This is a genomic window from Pseudomonas fluorescens (assembly GCF_002837185.1).
GTDB classification, from domain to species: domain Bacteria; phylum Pseudomonadota; class Gammaproteobacteria; order Pseudomonadales; family Pseudomonadaceae; genus Aquipseudomonas; species Aquipseudomonas fluorescens_AM.
In genome coordinates this window covers 1-17,652 of record NZ_KZ478007.1, presented here as the reverse complement: position 1 = coordinate 17,652, position 17,652 = coordinate 1, and the positions used below count along the sequence as shown (strand labels likewise).

Annotated in this window: 19 protein-coding genes and 1 pseudogene; 13 read left to right on the top strand and 7 right to left on the bottom strand. The window is 59.9% G+C overall.

Annotated elements, in window-relative coordinates; genetic code table 11:
* Window positions 1-155: 155 nt before the first annotated feature.
* From prpC to CIB54_RS19395, 3 genes are all read right to left on the bottom strand, one after another.
* Complete coding sequence (gene prpC / locus CIB54_RS19405) at window positions 156-1,283, bottom strand: bifunctional 2-methylcitrate synthase/citrate synthase (RefSeq protein WP_065949839.1); 1,128 nt, start codon at window positions 1,281-1,283, stop codon at window positions 156-158.
* Window positions 1,284-1,445: 162 nt separating this feature from the next.
* Window positions 1,446-2,339, bottom strand: coding sequence for a methylisocitrate lyase (gene prpB / locus CIB54_RS19400; RefSeq protein WP_101220698.1), 894 nt, complete (start codon window positions 2,337-2,339; stop codon window positions 1,446-1,448).
* Between the two features lie 13 nt (window positions 2,340-2,352).
* Window positions 2,353-3,051 (bottom strand): GntR family transcriptional regulator, encoded by a 699-nt coding sequence (locus CIB54_RS19395; RefSeq protein WP_065949841.1) that lies wholly within the window; start codon window positions 3,049-3,051, stop codon window positions 2,353-2,355.
* Window positions 3,052-3,316: 265 nt separating this feature from the next.
* On the opposite strand from CIB54_RS19395, the gene CIB54_RS19390 reads away from it, so the two are divergent.
* From CIB54_RS19390 to CIB54_RS19370, 5 genes are all read left to right on the top strand, one after another.
* Window positions 3,317-3,853 carry a retropepsin-like aspartic peptidase RloA gene (locus CIB54_RS19390; protein ID WP_065949842.1) on the top strand — a complete coding sequence of 179 codons (537 nt, stop codon included), beginning with the start codon at window positions 3,317-3,319 and terminating at the stop codon, window positions 3,851-3,853.
* Between the two features lie 5 nt (window positions 3,854-3,858).
* Window positions 3,859-5,391 (top strand): osmotic stress tolerance membrane protein RloB, encoded by a 1,533-nt coding sequence (locus CIB54_RS19385; protein WP_065949843.1) that lies wholly within the window; start codon window positions 3,859-3,861, stop codon window positions 5,389-5,391.
* Window positions 5,391-6,377 (top strand): alpha-L-glutamate ligase-like protein, encoded by a 987-nt coding sequence (locus CIB54_RS19380; protein WP_065949844.1) that lies wholly within the window; start codon window positions 5,391-5,393, stop codon window positions 6,375-6,377. Before CIB54_RS19385 ends, CIB54_RS19380 begins: the two co-directional genes overlap by 1 nt.
* A 101-nt stretch (window positions 6,378-6,478) precedes the next feature.
* Window positions 6,479-7,822, top strand: coding sequence for an aminodeoxychorismate synthase component I (gene pabB, locus CIB54_RS19375; RefSeq protein WP_065949845.1), 1,344 nt, complete (start codon window positions 6,479-6,481; stop codon window positions 7,820-7,822).
* A gap of 244 nt (window positions 7,823-8,066) precedes the next feature.
* Complete coding sequence (locus CIB54_RS19370) at window positions 8,067-8,423, top strand: helix-turn-helix domain-containing protein (RefSeq protein ID WP_101220697.1); 357 nt, start codon at window positions 8,067-8,069, stop codon at window positions 8,421-8,423.
* A gap of 68 nt (window positions 8,424-8,491) precedes the next feature.
* On the opposite strand, the gene thrH is transcribed toward CIB54_RS19370, so the two are convergent.
* Window positions 8,492-9,109, bottom strand: a complete 618-nt coding sequence (gene thrH / locus CIB54_RS19365; RefSeq protein ID WP_065949847.1) for a bifunctional phosphoserine phosphatase/homoserine phosphotransferase ThrH — start codon at window positions 9,107-9,109, stop codon at window positions 8,492-8,494.
* Between the two features lie 150 nt (window positions 9,110-9,259).
* On the opposite strand from thrH, the gene CIB54_RS19360 reads away from it, so the two are divergent.
* The 3 genes from CIB54_RS19360 (at window position 9,260) to CIB54_RS19350 (ending at window position 12,733) form a co-directional block, all read left to right on the top strand.
* Window positions 9,260-9,994 carry a phosphoadenylyl-sulfate reductase gene (locus tag CIB54_RS19360; RefSeq protein ID WP_065949848.1) on the top strand — a complete coding sequence of 245 codons (735 nt, stop codon included), beginning with the start codon at window positions 9,260-9,262 and terminating at the stop codon, window positions 9,992-9,994.
* Window positions 9,995-10,461: 467 nt separating this feature from the next.
* Window positions 10,462-11,991: an NCS1 family nucleobase:cation symporter-1 gene (locus CIB54_RS19355; RefSeq protein WP_101220696.1), complete on the top strand. Its 1,530-nt coding sequence runs from the start codon at window positions 10,462-10,464 to the stop codon at window positions 11,989-11,991.
* 13 nt (window positions 11,992-12,004) lie between these two features.
* Entirely contained in the window at window positions 12,005-12,733 is a 729-nt protein-coding gene (locus CIB54_RS19350) for an aspartate/glutamate racemase family protein (RefSeq protein WP_101220695.1), read from the top strand.
* 33 nt (window positions 12,734-12,766) lie between these two features.
* Here the strand turns inward: CIB54_RS19350 and CIB54_RS19345 are convergent, their stop codons facing one another.
* Window positions 12,767-13,696: a LysR family transcriptional regulator gene (locus tag CIB54_RS19345; RefSeq protein ID WP_101220694.1), complete on the bottom strand. Its 930-nt coding sequence runs from the start codon at window positions 13,694-13,696 to the stop codon at window positions 12,767-12,769.
* Window positions 13,697-13,802: 106 nt separating this feature from the next.
* Between CIB54_RS19345 and CIB54_RS19340 the strand changes: the two genes are divergently transcribed.
* Complete coding sequence (locus CIB54_RS19340) at window positions 13,803-14,549, top strand: 3-oxoacyl-ACP reductase family protein (protein ID WP_101220693.1); 747 nt, start codon at window positions 13,803-13,805, stop codon at window positions 14,547-14,549.
* 144 nt (window positions 14,550-14,693) lie between these two features.
* Here CIB54_RS19340 and CIB54_RS19335 read toward each other — a convergent pair whose 3' ends face one another.
* Window positions 14,694-15,380, bottom strand: coding sequence for an HAD-IA family hydrolase (locus tag CIB54_RS19335; RefSeq protein WP_065949853.1), 687 nt, complete (start codon window positions 15,378-15,380; stop codon window positions 14,694-14,696).
* Window positions 15,381-15,607: 227 nt separating this feature from the next.
* Here CIB54_RS19335 and CIB54_RS19330 point away from each other — a divergent pair.
* From CIB54_RS19330 to CIB54_RS19315, 4 genes and pseudogenes are all read left to right on the top strand, one after another.
* Window positions 15,608-15,859: pseudogene (locus tag CIB54_RS19330) on the top strand (type II toxin-antitoxin system RelE family toxin); the annotation flags it as partial.
* Window positions 15,843-16,169 carry a helix-turn-helix domain-containing protein gene (locus CIB54_RS19325; RefSeq protein ID WP_101220691.1) on the top strand — a complete coding sequence of 109 codons (327 nt, stop codon included), beginning with the start codon at window positions 15,843-15,845 and terminating at the stop codon, window positions 16,167-16,169. The pseudogene CIB54_RS19330 and the gene CIB54_RS19325, both read left to right, overlap by 17 nt.
* Window positions 16,170-16,218: 49 nt before the next feature.
* Entirely contained in the window at window positions 16,219-16,584 is a 366-nt protein-coding gene (locus CIB54_RS19320) for a DUF2784 domain-containing protein (RefSeq protein ID WP_101220690.1), read from the top strand.
* A gap of 54 nt (window positions 16,585-16,638) precedes the next feature.
* Entirely contained in the window at window positions 16,639-17,217 is a 579-nt protein-coding gene (locus CIB54_RS19315; protein WP_065949855.1) for a DUF4337 domain-containing protein, read from the top strand.
* 130 nt (window positions 17,218-17,347) lie between these two features.
* Here CIB54_RS19315 and CIB54_RS19310 read toward each other — a convergent pair.
* The coding region (locus tag CIB54_RS19310; protein ID WP_157829743.1) for an integrase core domain-containing protein at window positions 17,348-17,652 on the bottom strand (305 nt) is incomplete at its 5' end.

Here is a 17,652-nt window from a genome sequence, read left to right as displayed (position 1 = left end):
CGGAAAATTGAAATGCAATCCAAATGTGGGAGGGGGCTTGCCCCCGATAGCGGTGTATCAGTCGACACATGTGTTGCATGACACACTGCTATCGGGGGCAAGCCCCCTCCCACACTTTGATCGCATTCCAATCCCGGGCCCGTCGGTCCTCTCATTCAGCGACGTTCGATTGGCACGAACTTGCGCTGCTCAACGCCGATGTACTCGGCGCTGGGACGGATGATGCGGTTATTGGCGCGCTGCTCGAACACGTGCGCCGCCCAGCCGGTGAGCCGCGAGCAGACGAAAATCGGCGTGAACAGCTTGGTGGGAATGCCCATGAAGTGGTACGCCGAGGCATGGTAGAAATCGGCGTTGGGGAACAGCTTCTTCTGGTCCCACATGGTCTTGTCGATGGCTTCGGACACCGGGAACAACACCGTGTCGCCCACCTCGTCCGCGAGTTTTTTCGACCAGCCCTTGATCACTTCGTTACGCGGGTCGCTGTCCTTGTAGATCGCGTGGCCAAACCCCATGATCTTGTCCTTGCGCGCCAGCATGCCGAGGGTGCCTTCGACGGCTTCTTCGGCCGATCCGAAACGCTCGATCATCTCCATCGCCGCTTCGTTGGCACCGCCGTGAAGCGGGCCGCGCAGGGAACCGATGGCGGCGGTGACGCAGGAATACAGGTCGGACAGGGTCGAAGCACACACCCGGGCGGTGAAGGTCGAGGCGTTGAATTCGTGTTCGGCGTAGAGGATCAGCGACACGTTCATCACTTTGACATGCAGCTCGCTCGGCTTCTTGCCATGCAGCAGGTGCAGGAAGTGCCCGCCGATGCTCGGCTCGTCGGTGACGCAATCGATGCGCTCGCCATCGTGGCTGAAGCGGTACCAGTAGCACATGATCGCCGGGAACGCGGCGAGCAGGCGGTCGGTGACGTCATGCTGCACGCTGAAGTCTTTTTCCGGTTCGATATTGCCCAGGAACGAACAACCGGTGCGCATCACGTCCATCGGGTGGGCGTCGGCGGGAATGCGTTCGAGCACTTCCTTCAACGCTTGCGGCAAGTCGCGCAGCTTGCCCAGCCTGGCGCTGTAGGCAGCCAGTTCGGTGCGGGTCGGCAGTTCGCCGTACAGCAGCAGGTAAGCGACTTCTTCAAATTGCGCATCGGCGGCCAGTTCACGCACGTCATAGCCGCGATAGGTCAAGCCGGCACCGGCCTGGCCCACGGTCGACAGTGCGGTCTGCCCGGCCACCTGGCCACGCAGGCCGGCACCGCTCAATACTTTTGCTTCAGCCATGGTTCTTCTCCCATTTTTGTATTTATCACTGTAGGAGCGAGGGGGACGCCTGGTTCTTGCTCGCGAAGACCGCACATTCACCGCGTATCTTCAAGTTTCCCGCGTTATCGTTGACGATTTTCGCGAGCAAGCTCGCTCCTACAGCAGTTAAGCGGATAGCCGTTACTTCTTCGCGGCAAACAGCGCGTCGAGCTTGTGCTCGAAGGTGTGGTAGTCGATACGATCGTATAGCTCCATGCGGGTTTGCATGGTGTCGATCACGTTCTGTTGCGTACCGTCGCGACGGATCGCGGTGTACACATTCTCGGCGGCCTTGTTCATGGCGCGGAAGGCCGAGAGCGGGTACAGCACGATGGAAACATCGGCAGATTTCAACTGTTCGGTGGTGTACAGCGGGGTCGCGCCGAATTCGGTGATGTTGGCCAGGATCGGTGCCTTGACCCGCGAGGCGAACAGCTTGTACATCTCAAGTTCGGTAATGGCTTCCGGGAACACCATGTCGGCGCCGGCCTCGATGCAGGCGGCGGCGCGTTCCAGGGCGGACTCCAAACCCTCCACGGCCAGGGCGTCGGTGCGGGCCATGATCACGAAGCTGTCATCGGTGCGCGCGTCCACGGCGGCCTTGATGCGGTCGACCATTTCCTGCTGGGACACAATCTCCTTGTTGGGGCGATGGCCGCAGCGCTTGGCGCCGACCTGGTCTTCGATGTGGATGGCGGCGGCGCCAAACTTGATCATCGACTTAACGGTGCGCGCCACGTTGAACGCCGAGGAGCCGAAACCGGTGTCCACGTCCACCAGCAGCGGCAGGTCGCACACATCGGTGATACGGCGTACATCGGTCAGCACATCATCCAGGCCGGTGATGCCCAGGTCCGGAACGCCCAGGGAGCCGGCGGCCACGCCTCCGCCTGACAGATAGATGGCTTTGAAGCCGGCGCGCTTGGCCAGCAAGGCGTGGTTGGCGTTGATTGCGCCAACCACCTGCAGCGGCTGTTCACTGGCGACCGCGTCACGAAAACGCTGGCCTGGGGTGCTCTTGTTCGTGGAACTCATGACTCACCTCTATTTATTGGGGAGCGCCGTCCGGAAAGTGACGGGCGATGTTGCGTTTCGAAGCGCCGATATGCCGACGCATCAACAGTTCGGCCAGTTCACCGTCGCGATCGGCAATCGCGTCAAGAATGCGGTGATGCTCGGCAAAGGCCTGACGTGGACGATTGGGGGTGGTGGAAAACTGGATGCGGTACATGCGCACCAATTGGTACAGCTCACCACAGAGCATCTGGGTCAGGGTGCGGTTACCGGCACCTTGAATGATCCGGTAATGAAAATCGAAGTCACCTTCCTGCTGGTAATAGCCGACACCGGCCTGAAACGCGGCATCCCGTTCATGGGTGTGCAATACCTGGCGCAGTTCTTCGATTTCCGCGTCGGTCATGCGCTCGGCCGCCAGCCGGCAAGCCATGCCTTCCAATGACTCGCGGATTTCATACAGCTCGATCAGCTCGGCGTGACTCAATGACACCACCCGCGCGCCGACATGGGGCACCCGCACCAGCAGGCGCTGGCCTTCCAGACGGTGAATCGCCTCGCGCAGCGGGCCACGGCTGATGCCATAGGTACGCGCCAGCTCCGGTTCGGAAATCTTCGTGCCGGGGGCGATCTCGCCCTTGACGATGGCGGCCTGGATGCGCCGGAAGACGTTTTCCGACATAGTTTGGGATTCATCCGACAGCGCCGGCGGAAATTCCGGTTGACCCAGCATATTGTCGACACCTCTAAAAGCAATGTGGCAAAAACTAGCTAATACCCACTACTTAGTCAAAGAATAAATCCACATTGTCGACAATCGTCTAATAACCTCCTTTGACATTGACGAGCATGGCCGCCTGCCAGCGCTGGCGCCAAAAAAGCATCATGTTAGAATGCCCGCCGCTTTTGCCTGACATCTCCAGATGAAATGGCGCACGAGGGAGCTTGCGCAGTAATGCCAGTCGCCTTGAATTTCGCACTGCATCGCCTCAGGAATTATGAGACTCAAGCCCTTCCCCCTACTGTTATGCCTATTGTCCATACCGAGCCTTGGCGTTGCCGCCGAGAAGACGGTGTATGGCCTGAACGAATACGCCAAGCTGGCGGGCATCGACCTGGAAGTCGCGGCAAAACTCGACACGGGCGCCAAGACTGCCTCGCTGAGTGCGCGCGATATCAAACGCTTCAAGCGCAACGGCGAATCCTGGGTACGTTTCTACCTGGCCATCGATACCGCCCACTCCCATCCCATCGAACGTCCCCTGGCCCGCGTCAGCAAAATCAAGCGCCGCGCCGATGATTACGATCCCGATGAGGACAAGAAGTACACCGCTCGTCCGGTGATTGCCCTGGATATCTGCATGGGCGGCGCTTTACGCAGCATCGAAGTGAACTTGACTGACCGCAGCACCTTCCAATATCCGCTGCTGATCGGCTCCGAAGCGCTCAAGCGCTTTGACGCGCTGATCGACCCCAGCCTTAAATATGCAGCAGGCAAACCTGCCTGCGCCGCCGACGCTCATACCGCCGAGTAAACCGAATGCGCTCTCTGACCCTGCACCTGAAAATCCTGATCACCATTCTGGTGGTGCTGGGTATTTCGGTCACCGCCTACCAGATCTTCGTGCTGGGCATCCCTGTCACCGAGGACGCCACCGACGACTTGTGGAACATCGACGCCAAGGTCGAGTTCGTCGCCAGTCCCAAGGACCCGGTGAAGATTTCGATGTTCGTGCCGCCGTTGAGCCGCGACTTCGTCAGCCTCAATGAGAGTTTTATCTCGAACAACTACGGGGTGAGCGTCAACCGCGCCGACGGCAACCGCAAGGTCACGTGGTCGGCGCGCCGCGCCAAGGGCAACCAGACGCTGTATTACCGTCTGGTGCTGACCAAGCGCTACAGCGGTGAAAAGGTCAAGATCAAGGGCCCGACCTTTCGCGACAGCATCGCCGTGGAAGGCCCGGAAAAAATTGCCGCCGAAGCCTTGCTCGCGCCGATTCGCCAGCACTCGGCAGACGTCGAAACCTTTATCACCGAAGCCATCAAGCGCACCAACAACCTCAACGACGACAACGTGAAGCTGCTGCTGGCGGGCGACCCGTCGACGTCGCACAAGGCCAAGATCGTCGAATTGCTGCTGTCCATCGCTCATGTTCCGGTGGAAAAAGTCCACACCATCCGCCTCGTCGCCGACCAGCCGCAATCGCCTGAACTGTGGTTGCGCAGCTTCAACGGCAACGACTGGCTGTACTTCAACCCGGAAACCGGTGAACAAGGCCTGCCCGCCGACCGCCTGCTGTGGTGGACCGGCGATGAAAACCTGATCACGGTCGATGGTGGCAAGAAAGCCATGGTCACCTTCAGCCTGAACAACAGCGAGATGAACGCGATTCGCCTGGCCAAGCTGACCGACGAAAACACCGACGCCAACTTTCTCGAATACTCGCTGTACGGCCTGCCGCTGCAAACCCAACAGACGTTCATGATCATGGTGATGATCCCGATTGGCGTGCTGGTGATCCTGATCCTGCGCAACCTGATCGGCCTGCAGACCCTTGGCACCTTCACCCCGGTACTGATTGCCCTGGCATTTCGCGAGACGCAACTGGGCTTCGGCATTGTGCTGTTTACCATTATTACAGCGCTGGGGCTGTCGCTCAGGTCCTACCTGGAGCACCTGAAGCTGCAGATGCTGCCACGGCTGTCGGTGGTGCTGACCTTCGTGGTGGTGCTGATTGCCGCCATCAGCCTGTTCAGCCACAAGCTGGGCCTTGAGCGAGGCCTGTCGGTGGCGCTGTTCCCGATGGTGATCCTGACCATGACCATCGAACGCCTGTCGATCACCTGGGAAGAGCGCGGCGCCAACCATGCGCTGAAAGTGGCGATCGGCACGCTGTTCGCGGCCTCCCTGGCGCACATCATCATGAGCGTGCCGGAGCTGATCTACTTCGTGTTCACCTTCCCGGCGATCCTGCTGATCCTGGTAGGTTTCATGCTGGCCATGGGGCGTTATCGCGGTTATCGCCTGACCGAACTGGTACGTTTCAAGGCGTTCCTGAAGGCTGACTCGTAATGTTCGGCTTCTGGAAGACCTGGAAAGCCCTGGAGGCGCGCGGGATCATGGGCATCAACCGGCGTAACGCCGACTACGTGCTCAAGTACAACAAGCGCAGCCTGTACCCGATCGTGGATGACAAGATCATCACCAAGGAGCGGGCCCTGGCGGCCGGCATCCACGTGCCGGAGATGTACGGGGTGATCTCCACCGAGAAGGAAATCGACAGGCTCGACGACATTATTGGCGGGCGCAGCGACTTCGTGATCAAGCCCGCCCAGGGCGCGGGCGGCGATGGCATCCTGGTGGTGGCAGACCGTTTTGAAGGGCGCTATCGCACGGTGTCCGGCAAGATCATCAGCCATGAAGAAATCGAGCATCAGATTTCCAGCATCCTGACCGGCCTGTACTCCCTGGGCGGCCACCGCGACCGCGCCTTGATCGAATACCGCGTGGTGCCCGACCAGATCTTCAAGAGCATCAGCTACGAAGGCGTGCCGGATATCCGCATCATTGTGCTGATGGGGTACCCGGTGATGGCGATGCTGCGCTTGCCGACCCGTCAGTCCGGTGGCAAGGCCAACCTGCACCAGGGCGCGATTGGCGTGGGCGTGGACCTCGCCACCGGCCTGACCCTGCGTGGCACCTGGCTGAACAACATCATCACCAAACACCCCGATACCACCAATGCGGTGGATGGCGTGCAACTGCCCAACTGGGACGGCTTCATGAAGTTGGCGGCCGGCTGTTATGAGCTGTGCGGCCTGGGCTATATCGGCGTGGACATGGTACTGGACCAGGAAAAAGGCCCGCTGATCCTGGAGCTGAATGCGCGGCCGGGGCTGAATATCCAGATTGCCAACGACTGCGGCCTGACCCTGCGCACCCATGCGGTGGAGGCGCGGCTGGAAGAACTGAAAGCCGCCGGCGTGACGGAAACCGTGGAAGAGCGGGTCAAGTTCGTACAGGAAATGTTCGGCCATATTCCGCCGGTGGAAGGCTGATCCGGTCTTCAAACTGTCTATCCCCGACATCCCCTCTAGGAGCAAATCCTACAGGGGACTACAATTCCTTCCCCCCCGCGCCACTGGCTGATCCACCCCGCATGTCGACTTGTTCCGTACATCCGCTGCCCTATCGGGCCAACCCCGCCCACTACTTTGCGGCGATTCGTCATGCCCCTGGCGCGGTGCTGCTCGACAGCGGTCGACCGGCTGCCGAGCGTGGCCGTTATGACCTGCTCAGTGCCTGGCCCGAGGCGACCCTGGCGGTTGAGCCTGAGGAGAGCGGCGGCAATTTCCTGCAACGCTTGCGCGAAAGCCTGACGCACTTGGGCGACGCGGCACTGCCCGCCGGTGTAGAGCTGCCCTTTGCCGGTGGTTTGATCGGCTACCTGAGTTACGACTTCGGCCGACACCTGGAACACATGCCCCACTTGGCGGTGGACGACTTGCACCTGCCGGACGCGCGCTTGGGCCTGTACGCCTGGGCGCTGATCAGTGATCACCAGACGCAGACCAGCCAACTGGTGTTTCATCCCACACTGGTCGACAGTGAGCGGCAGCGCCTGATTGCCTTGTTCAGTCGGCCGTTCACTGAGTCAACGGCCAGCTTCACGCTGCAAGGCCCGATGGCGCCGGACCTCACGGCCGAGGCGTACCGCCAGGCCATCGTGCGCATCCAGGACTACATCCAGGCCGGTGACTGTTATCAGGTCAACTTTGCCCAGCGTTTTCGCGCGCCGTGCGCCGGTGATCCATGGGTGGCTTACTGTGCATTGCGCCAAGCGTGCCCGACGCCGTTCTCCGGATTCCAGAGCCTCCCGGATCACGGTGCGGTATTGAGTCTGTCGCCCGAGCGTTTCGTGCGTATCAGCGAGCGCCATGTCGAAACCCGCCCGATCAAAGGCACCCGCCCCCGTGGCCTGACACCGCAGGCTGACGCGGCGCACGCCAACGAACTGTTGGCCAGCCCCAAGGATCGCGCGGAAAACCTGATGATCGTCGACCTGCTGCGCAACGACCTCGGCCGCAGTTGCCGTATCGGCTCGGTAACCGTACCGGAGCTGTTCAGCCTGGAAAGCTACCCCAACGTGCACCACCTGGTGAGCAGCGTCACCGGCACACTGGCCGACGATAAGGATGCCCTCGACCTCATCAAAGGCAGCTTCCCCGGCGGCTCCATCACCGGTGCGCCGAAGATCCGCGCCATGCAGATCATCGACGAACTGGAACCGACCCGACGTGGCTTGTACTGCGGCTCGCTGATGTACCTGGACGTGCGCGGCGAAATGGACAGCTCCATTGCCATCCGCAGCTTGCTGGTAAAGGACGCACAGGTGTGCTGCTGGGGCGGCGGCGGGATCGTGGCGGACTCGCAGTGGGAGGCGGAATATCAAGAGTCGCTGACCAAGGTACGGGTGTTGTTACACACCCTGGAAGCGCTCTAGAACCAGGCCATTCCTGCCGCGCAAGGCAGCGACTTCGCCACGAAAAACCCTGAATCAGAACGGTTGTGGACCGACGGTGAGCTGCGCGATAGCTTCCGTCTTCCACCGCCCACCGGCCGTCTGTGAAGGATCACATATGCGACTGCTCAATCGTCAGGATTTGTTTCAGGAATTGCATCTTCGGCCACTTCGCCCCACAATCTCCCAAAATGGGAGATAAGGAAAATAACGCGCAGACCGTGTGATGAACATCAAACCTATTCATTCTCAGGAAGACCTGGCCGCTGCGCTCGCGCGCGTCGAGCAGATTTGGGGAGCGGCCACCGGCAGCCCCGAAGGTGACGAACTGGAAATTCTCGCCGTTCTCATCGAGAAATACGAGGCGGAACATTTTCCAATGCCGCCTTCGGATCCAGTAGAAGCGATCAAATTCCGCATGGAACAAATGGGCTTGACCGCCCGCGATCTTGAGCCCTTTATCGGCCCGAGCGGGCGAGTGTCAGAAGTTCTGAACGGCAAGCGCAAACTGAGCCTGGCGATGATCAAACGCCTGCATGAGGGATTGTGTATTCCTTACGAACGATTGCTGGCAGGCATTTAGGCGCAGGCTGGGAGGCTCATGTGGGAGGGGGCTTGCTCCCGATGAGGCCATCAGCCGCGCCGGATAATTTACAGGCTCAACTGCCGATTCGACGCCTTGATAAACTCCCGCTTCAAGTCCTCAAACGTGTGCACGGCCGGAAACTGCGGGAATTCACGAATCACATTCTCTGGCGCATGGAACAGAATTCCACGATCAGCCTCACCCAGCATTGTGGTGTCGTTATAGGAGTCACCCGCAGCGATCACCCGATAGTAGAGTGTCTTGAACGCCAGCACCGACTGGCGCTTGGGGTCTTTCTGGCGCAACTGGTAGCCGACCACCCGGTCGCTTTCATCGGTAATCAGGCGGTGGCAAAGCAATGTCGGGAAGCCCAGCTGGCGCATCAGCGGCTGGGAGAACTCGTAGAACGTGTCGGAGAGAATCACCACCTGGAAGCGTTCGCGCAGCCAGTTGACGAACTCGATGGCGCCCTCCAGTGGCTTGAGTGTCGCGATTACTGCCTGGATATCGGCAAGCTTGAGCCCGTGCTCATCGAGGATGCGCAGGCGCTGCTTCATCAATACGTCGTAGTCGGGAATGTCACGGGTGGTGGCGCGCAGGGATTCAATACCGGTTTTTTCGGCGAAGGCGATCCAGATTTCCGGAACCAGTACCCCTTCCAGGTCGAGACAGGCAATTTCCACAAGACACTCCGTTCGTATTATTCAAGTTGAGCGAGCAAAAGGACTGCCGAACTCTAGCGACTCACGCACGCCGCCGCAACGCAGGGCGGATTTTGATACCATCGCCGCCTATAGAGCGCTCAGCGCCACTGACCTGTAGGAACCGTCCTGATGAACCAAGCCTTCGACGTCGTTGAACTCGCCACGACCTATGCCAACAAGTCCGCCCAGGACATTCTCAAGCTGGCGTTCAGCCAGTTCGGTGACGACCTGTGGATTTCCTTCAGCGGCGCCGAAGATGTGGTGCTGGTGGACATGGCCTGGAAGCTGAACAAGAACGTCAAGGTGTTCAGCCTCGACACCGGCCGCCTGCACCCGGAAACCTATCGGTTTATCGAACAGGTGCGTGACTTCTACAAGATCGACATCGAACTGATCTCGCCGGACCAGAGCAAGCTGGAACCCTTCGTCAAGGAGAAAGGCCTGTTCAGCTTCTATAAGGACGGTCATGGCGAGTGCTGCGGCATCCGCAAGATCGAACCGTTGCGCCGCAAACTCGCAGGCGTGCGCGCCTGGGCCACCGGCCAGCGCCGCGACCAGAGCCCGGGCACCCGTAGTCAGGTGGCCGCGCTGGAAATCGATACGGCGTTCTCTACCCCAGAACGTACCCTGTACAAGTTCAACCCGCTGGCGCAGATGACCAGTGAGGAAGTCTGGGGTTACATCCGCATGCTTGAACTGCCCTATAACAGCCTGCACGAGCGCGGCTTTATCAGCATCGGCTGCGAGCCCTGCACCCGCCCGGTATTGCCCAACCAGCACGAGCGTGAAGGCCGCTGGTGGTGGGAAGAAGCCACGCAGAAGGAATGCGGGCTGCACGCGGGGAATATCATCAGCAAGGCGTGAAGTTGACGCGGTAAAGACTGTGGGAGGGGGCTTGCCCCCGATGAGGGAGTGTCAGTCAGCATATTTTTAACTGACACACCGCAATCGGGGGCAAGCCCCCTCCCACATTGGGTTCGCGTTGGCACTTCAAATGTACACACGCCTGTAACTATCGGTGCCATTTATGTGTGCAATCGAGTTTTAAGCGCACCAAAACGTAACACTTCCTTTCTAAAATTTTTCGCCCTCCCAGATCACTCCCCATCCTCAAGAAAATAAATAGCTGTTCGAACGGTCAATTTATATCGCTTTAAATTCAGCCAGTTATTTAAACAGCCAATAAAAAAGAAATTAGCTTCTATTTTCATAGATCGAAAACTGGCACGCATGTGGCTTAGGAGTATTTACGCTTTGTATACAATAAATACAAAACCTACATACACTTTGCCATCTGCCGCATTGCTGCGGATGTGCTGGAGCCCGCCGGAATGCGTACAAGCCTCTCCCATCACGTCGCATTGGATCTGCCCTCCTCCGCTCTGAATCCCGAGGCCGCCAGCCCCGGCCCGCTGGTTCTCAGCCCACGCCTGCACAACAAGGACCTGGCGCCGACCAAGGCCGAAGGTCGCCGCTGGGGGCGCTACAGCATCTTTGCGCTGTGGACCAATGATGTGCACAACATCGCCAACTATTCATTCGCCATCGGCCTGTATGCATTGGGCCTGGGCGGTTGGCAGATTCTGCTGTCCCTGGGGATAGGGGCGGCACTGGTGTATTTCTTCATGAACCTGTCGGGGTACATGGGCCAGAAGACCGGCGTGCCGTTCCCGGTGATCAGCCGTATCAGCTTCGGTATACACGGTGCACAGATTCCGGCGTTGATCCGTGCGGTGATTGCGATTGCCTGGTTCGGTATCCAGACCTACCTGGCCTCGGTGGTGTTTCGCGTGCTGCTCACGGCGATTCATCCAGGGTTTGCCGACTACGATCACAACTCGATTCTCGGCCTGTCATCGCTCGGCTGGGCGTGTTTCGTGGCGATCTGGCTGGTGCAATTGGTGATCCTGGCCTATGGCATGGAAATGGTACGTCGCTATGAAGGATTCGCCGGACCGGTGATTCTGCTCACCGTGGCCTCGCTCGCCGGCTGGATGTACTTCCAGGCAGGCGGCCACATTGCCTGGTCGATCCGCGAGCCACTGAGCGGCGGTGAGATGTGGCGCAATATCTTTGCCGGAGGCGCACTGTGGTTGGCCATCTACGGCACGCTCATCCTTAACTTCTGCGACTTCGCGCGCTCCTCGCCCTGCCGCAGGACGATCCTGGTGGGTAACTTCTGGGGCCTGCCGGTGAATATCCTGGTGTTCGCCGCCATCACCGTGCTGCTGTGCGGCGGGCAGTTCCAGCTCAATGGCCGCGTGATCGAAAGCCCGACCGAAATCATCGCCGCCATTCCCAATACTTTCTTCCTTGTGCTCGGCTGCCTGGCCTTTCTGATCGTCACGGTGGCGGTGAACATCATGGCCAATTTCGTCGCCCCGGCGTTTGTACTGAGCAACCTGGCGCCCAAGTACCTGAACTTCCGTCGCGCCGGGTTGATCAGCGCCACCGTCGCGGTGTTGATCTTGCCGTGGAACCTCTACAACAGCCCGTTGGTGATCGTGTATTTCCTTTCCGGGCTGGGCGCACTGCTGGGGCCGTTGTATGGGGTGATCATGGTCGACTACTGGCTGATCCGCAAAAGCCAGGTGGATGTGCCGCAACTGTACAGCGAAGACGCGCAGGGGGTTTATTACTACAGCCGGGGCGTGAACCTGCGCGCGGTAGCGGCGTTCGTGCCGGCAGCGGTGATTGCCATCCTGCTGGCACTGTTGCCCGGATTTGCCAGCGTCTCGCCGTTCTCCTGGCTGTTTGGCGCCGGTATTGCAGGGTTGCTGTACCTGCTGATCGCCAAGCGTCAGCCGTTCTACGCCGACGTCAGCGGCGAAAGCATTGCCGTCGATAACGTCAGTCATTAAACAAGGACTTTCCATGCGCATCCTCGTGGTCAACGTCAACACCACCGAATCCATTACCCAGACCATCGCTGAGCAGGCCAGAAGCGTGGCCTCGCCGGGCACCGAGATTGTGGGGCTGACCCCCTACTTCGGCGCCGAGTCGGTGGAGGGCAATTTTGAAAGCTACCTGGCCGCCATCGCGGTCATGGACCGCGTAATGGCCTACGACCAGCCATTTGATGCAGTGATCCAGGCCGGCTACGGCGAGCATGGCCGCGAAGGCTTGCAGGAGCTGCTCAACGTGCCGGTGGTGGATATCACCGAGGCTGCGGCCAGCACGGCAATGTTCCTGGGCCATGCCTACTCGGTGGTGACCACCCTGGACCGCACGGTACCGCTGATCGAAGACCGCCTGAAGCTCGCCGGTCTGTACCAGCGCTGCGCCTCGGTGCGGGCCAGCGGCATGGCGGTGCTGGAGTTGGAAGAAGACCCAGTGGCGGCCATGGAAGCGATCGTGCGCCAGGCGGAACTGGCCATCCTTGAGGACAAGGCAGAAGTGATCTGCCTGGGCTGCGGCGGCATGGCCGGGCTGGACGAGCAGATTCGCCAGCGCACCGGGGTGCCGGTGGTGGATGGGGTGACGGCGGCGGTGACGATCGCCGAGTCGCTGGTGCGGTTGGGGTTGTCGACGTCCAAGGTCAGGACCTATGCGACGCCAAGGCCGAAGAAAATCCTGGGCTGGCCCGGCAAGTTCGGCCACTGAAGATCAGGCCTCCTCCCACACTTGGAACTCTGTTTACTTTGCGACCGCACTGAATCTGCGGCCCAATTGCTGCTCGGCAAACTGCTCAATCACGAAATCCACAAACGCCCGGGTCTTGCCGGGCAGCAACTTGTGTTCGGCATAGTAGATGCAGATATTCCCGTCATCCACATACCAGTCCGGCAACACCCGCACCACCGCACCGCTGTCGAGGAACGGCACGGCCATCGGCAGGCTGACCAGCGCAATGCCCAGGCCCTGGGCGCTGGCGCAGCAGGCGGCTTCGGAATCACTCATGGTCATGGCGGGCTTGAGCAGCAGCGGGCTGTGCTCGCGCTCGCGGTGGGTCAGTTGCCATGAACGCACCCGGCCTGTCTGCGGCGAACGTATCAGGATGCCGTGGCAACGCGACAAATCCTCGGGCGCACGCACTGCGGGGTGTTGCGCCAGATAAGCCGGCGACGCCACCAGCACCCGGTGCGCCGGGGTCAATGTGCGCGCCACTACGCCCTGGGGCAGTTCAAAGCCACCGCCAATGGCGGCGTCGAAGCCCTGGCCGATCAAGTCCACCTGGCGGTTATCGAAGTGCCAATCCGGGCTGATCGCCGGAAAGCGCCGCATGAATTCACCCAGCAACGGCACCACATACCGATTGCCGAATACCGTGCCCATGCTGACCTCCAGCGTGCCCACCGGGCGCCCCTCGGCGCTGGCCAGATTGGCCACGGCGTTCTGAATCGTGGTGAGGCTACCGCTGACTTCGCCCAGGAACAGCTTGCCGGCTTCGGTCAGGGTCAGGCGCCGGGTGCTGCGCTGAAACAGCCTGACGCCCAGGCGTGCTTCCAGCTTGGCCACGCTTTTGCCGACTGCCGCCGGCGTCAGGCTGAGGTGTCGTGCAGCCTCTGCGAAGCTACCGCCCTCGGCGCTACGCACAAAGCATTCGATACTGCCAAAGCTCTCCATGAACCACCACTGTAAACTTTTGGTTTACACAGACTATAGCAATCTCGCTCTACCGGCCTGGTCGTGTGAGGCCGATACTCGGCTCATCAACTACTTGGAGATCGACATGACTACAGCAATCCTCACTGGCAAAGTCGCCTTGGTTCAAGGCGGTTCCCGCGGCATCGGCGCCGCCATCGTCAAGCGCCTGGCCGCGCAGGGCGCTGCCGTTGCCTTTACCTACGTCAGCTCGGCCGACAAGGCGCAAGCCTTGCAGGACAGCGTGATCAGCGCAGGCGGCAAAGCCCTGGCGATTCAGGCCGACAGTGCCGATGCCGCGGCGATTCGCACTGCGGTCAACGCCACCGTCGAGGCCTTCGGGCGCCTGGATATCCTGGTGAACAACGCCGGCGTGCTGGCTATCGCTCCGCTGGCGGACTTCAAGCTGGAAGACTTCGACCAGACCCTGGCGATCAACGTGCGCAGCGTCTTTATTGCCACCCAGGAAGCCGCCAAGCATATGAGCGAAGGTGGCCGTGTGATCAATATCGGCAGCACCAACGCCGAGCGCATGCCATTTGGCGGCGGTGGCCCCTACGCGATGAGCAAGGCGGCGCTGGTGGGTTTGACCAAGGGTTTGGCACGAGACCTGGGACCACGGGGGATTACCATCAACAACGTGCAGCCAGGGCCGGTGGACACGGACATGAACCCGGCGAACAGTGAGTTCGCCGAGAGTTTGATCGGGTTGATGGCGGTGGGGCGCTATGGCCATGTCGAGGAGATTGCCAGTTTTGTGGCCTATCTTGCCGGGCCGGAAGCGGGCTATATCACCGGTGCCAGCCTGACCATCGATGGGGGGTTCAGCGCATAGTTTATTGCAGAACTACAAACCAATTGTGGGAGGGGGCTTGCCCTAATGCCGTCTGTAGGAGCGAGCTTGCTCGCTCCTACGAGAGGGCGGTGTACGCTTAACTGACTGGCAAGTCCCCTCCCACAGTTTCAGACCGATGTTGAATCAGGCCATGGGTGGCAAGCCATAGGCCGCCAGATCGAAATCCGCCAGTTTGCGGATGATCTGGTCGGCATGCTGATATTTACTGTCAGCCATGGCTTCATCGGGCACGGCGATGGCGGTCATGTGCGCCGCTTTCGCTGCCGTCACGCCGAACGGCGAGTCCTCGAACACCAGGCAATCCTCAGGCGCCACGCCCAGGCGGCGCGCGGCGGTGAGGAAGATATCCGGCGCGGGCTTGGCGGCGCCGACCTCCGGGTCGTCGGCAGTGACGATGGTGTCGAACAGGCCAAACCATTCACGGTGCAACGTCGTCTTGTGGCCGAACGAATTACGCGACGAACTGGTGCCCACGGCAATCGGAATGTTATGCGCTTTTAAATGCCGCACCAACGCCTCGGCGCCGGGCATGCCCAGGGCCTTGGGGAAACGCTCGCTCATCAGCGGCTCGCGAATCTCTAGAAACTCAGCCGGTGTGATCGGCAGGTCCAGCGCCTTGACGACATAGTCGGCCAGGTCCTGTGCACCGCGCCCGATGATGTGCTGCTTGATGCTCCAGTCATAGGTGCGGCCGTAGCGTTCGGCAATAATTTGCGTGACTTCGGTGTAGATGCCTTCGGTATCCAGCAACAACCCGTCCATGTCGAAAATCACAGCCTTGATCGGGACAGCGGTACGCGGTGCGTTCATCACAACAGAAACCCTGGGGGAAGACTAAAAGGATTCAGCACAATAGCGGGCCCGGCTGCCTGCGAGCAACCTCGGTGAAACCCCGATAGGTCATTCATACCACGCAACAGTTTTACCTGCAGGCGTGCGCGGCGCCTGTCTAGAGTTTGTGAGTGAATAGCGATCAGCTTTCGACCGTGATCTAACAATGCACCTTGCAAACCTTATAAAAGACTTATTAGCCTCCAATGAATTCGATCCACTGGACCCGCAAATCGGTCAAACAACTGCTTCGGCTGCATACCTACCATCAGCAACAGGTAAGCAATGCGGTATCAGCGCTTGAGCGCATGCCCGATGCAGTCAACGTCAAAGCGTTGGTCAACCATCCACACGGCTATCGGTTGCGGGTGGGTAATTATCGCGTCCTTTTCGACTGGGACGGCGACATCCATGGGGTCAGCATTCTAGAGGTCAAGAAACGTGACGAACGACCCTACTGCCGTACAGATCATCCACAATATCGAGGGCAAGCCAGCCTTTGTGGTGATCCCCTATGAACATTATCTGGCCCGGCAAAACGACCCGAACCTGATTACCCACGCTGTCGTCAGCCGCCTGGTAGATGGAGCGACACCCATACGGGCCTGGCGCGAGCACTTGAACCTCACCCAGGATGAAGTTGCCAAGCGCCTGGGCATTTCACAATCGGCATTCGCCCAGCAAGAAGCGGTCACCAAACCACGTCGAACCACGCGGGAAAAAATCGCCAGGGCCGTTGGCATAAACGCCTGTCAACTTGAGTTATAACTTCATCTCCAAAGCCCGCGCCTTCGACGCCCTCAAAGCGAACCCAAGCATGCTCTACCGTTTAGCCGCCGACAGCCTGGTGCTGTTCCATTTATGCTTCATCCTGTTTGTGTTGTTCGGTGGCCTGTTGGCGCTCAAATGGCGACCGCTGATCTGGCTGCACCTGCCCGCAGCCACCTGGGGCGTTGCCGTCGAGGTGTTTCACCTGCCCTGCCCGCTCACCCGCTGGGAAAACCTGTTGCGCCATTTGGCCGGGCAAGACGGTTATGGCGCAGGCTTCATCGAACATTACCTCCTCGCGCTGATCTACCCGGCCGGGCTCACGCCGCAGATCCAGCTAGGGCTGGGCGCGCTGGTGCTGTTGATCAATATTGCGGTGTATGGGCACCTGATCCGGCGTTATCGACAGGCTTGAGACAGCCGCACTGGTGAAGAATCAGGCTCCCTCTGCTCCCTCGTAGACGCCGCCATGTCCGAAGCCTTCGAAGTCCCCAGCCCCCACGAAAAGCACCTCGAACACACCACCGAACAGGCCCACGGTCGAGGCGATACCTTTGCCAGTCGTATCGCGGTGATGACGGCCATCATGGCCACCGTCGGCGCCATGCTCAGCTACCAGGCCGGCTCCAGCGAAAGCGAGGCGGCGATGGACAAGAACAACGCCGCGATCATCAAGACCGAGGCCGCCAACCAGTGGAATTACTACCAGGCCAAGTCCAGCCGCCAGAACCTGGCGGAGTTGGCCACGCATATTCCCGGCGTGGATGCCGCCCACTACAACGATGAAATCCAGCGCTATAAAAGCCAGAAGGAAGAGGTGCGCAAACAAGCCGAGAAGCTTGAAGCCACCTCCCTGGAATGGGACCGCAAATCCGAACAAGCGCTGCACCAGCACCATCGCTGGGCCCAGGCGATGACGGCGATTCAGATCGCGATCTCACTGGCGGCGATCACCTTGCTCACGCGCAAGGAATGGCTCAAGCGCATGGCGTACACCGCCGGCGGCGTGGCCGTGGTACTCGGCGGCCTGGCGTGGCTGCACCTCTGACCGAGCGCGGGCAAATGTGGGAGGGGGCTTGCCCGCGAAGACGTCGGCCCAGCAAACATTGATTTTGGTTGACCCACCGCTATCGGGGGCAAGCTGAACTGGTCAAGTAATCTTGGACACTGATTAAGGTTCACGCCGCCAACCTTTCCTTCACGACCGGCGACCGGTAGTCGTTGTAGCTATGAGGCCTGCTGATGTTGTAGCGCGAGACATAGCGCTGCACGTCTGCTCGGGCCTCATGTTCCAGTTTGTAGCCCGTTTCAGGCACCCACTCTGATTTCAAGCTGCCAAAGAAACGCTCCATCGGGGCGTTGTCCCAGCATTCGCCTTTACGGCTCATACTCTGCCTAAACCCCTGTTTCAGCAGCTCGTTTCGGAACTTATGACTGGTGTACTGACAACCTTGGTCAGAATGAAACAACACATCCTGGGGAT

What these genes read in the sequence shown, in the direction of transcription:
- prpC (WP_065949839.1), bottom strand. Translation starts at nt 1,283, where the DNA reads ATGGCTGAAGCAAAAGTATTGAGCGGTGCCGGCCTGCGTGGCCAGGTG.
- prpB (WP_101220698.1), bottom strand. Translation starts at nt 2,339, where the DNA reads ATGAGTTCCACGAACAAGAGCACCCCAGGCCAGCGTTTTCGTGACGCG.
- CIB54_RS19380 (WP_065949844.1), top strand. Translation starts at nt 5,391, where the DNA reads ATGTTCGGCTTCTGGAAGACCTGGAAAGCCCTGGAGGCGCGCGGGATC.
- CIB54_RS19360 (WP_065949848.1), top strand. Translation starts at nt 9,260, where the DNA reads ATGAACCAAGCCTTCGACGTCGTTGAACTCGCCACGACCTATGCCAAC.
- CIB54_RS19335 (WP_065949853.1), bottom strand. Translation starts at nt 15,380, where the DNA reads ATGAACGCACCGCGTACCGCTGTCCCGATCAAGGCTGTGATTTTCGAC.
- CIB54_RS19345 (WP_101220694.1), bottom strand. Translation starts at nt 13,696, where the DNA reads ATGGAGAGCTTTGGCAGTATCGAATGCTTTGTGCGTAGCGCCGAGGGC.
- CIB54_RS19320 (WP_101220690.1), top strand. Translation starts at nt 16,219, where the DNA reads ATGCTCTACCGTTTAGCCGCCGACAGCCTGGTGCTGTTCCATTTATGC.
- CIB54_RS19395 (WP_065949841.1), bottom strand. Translation starts at nt 3,051, where the DNA reads ATGCTGGGTCAACCGGAATTTCCGCCGGCGCTGTCGGATGAATCCCAA.
- CIB54_RS19355 (WP_101220696.1), top strand. Translation starts at nt 10,462, where the DNA reads ATGCGTACAAGCCTCTCCCATCACGTCGCATTGGATCTGCCCTCCTCC.
- pabB (WP_065949845.1), top strand. Translation starts at nt 6,479, where the DNA reads ATGTCGACTTGTTCCGTACATCCGCTGCCCTATCGGGCCAACCCCGCC.
- CIB54_RS19390 (WP_065949842.1), top strand. Translation starts at nt 3,317, where the DNA reads ATGAGACTCAAGCCCTTCCCCCTACTGTTATGCCTATTGTCCATACCG.
- CIB54_RS19340 (WP_101220693.1), top strand. Translation starts at nt 13,803, where the DNA reads ATGACTACAGCAATCCTCACTGGCAAAGTCGCCTTGGTTCAAGGCGGT.
- CIB54_RS19385 (WP_065949843.1), top strand. Translation starts at nt 3,859, where the DNA reads ATGCGCTCTCTGACCCTGCACCTGAAAATCCTGATCACCATTCTGGTG.
- CIB54_RS19350 (WP_101220695.1), top strand. Translation starts at nt 12,005, where the DNA reads ATGCGCATCCTCGTGGTCAACGTCAACACCACCGAATCCATTACCCAG.
- CIB54_RS19315 (WP_065949855.1), top strand. Translation starts at nt 16,639, where the DNA reads ATGTCCGAAGCCTTCGAAGTCCCCAGCCCCCACGAAAAGCACCTCGAA.
- CIB54_RS19370 (WP_101220697.1), top strand. Translation starts at nt 8,067, where the DNA reads ATGAACATCAAACCTATTCATTCTCAGGAAGACCTGGCCGCTGCGCTC.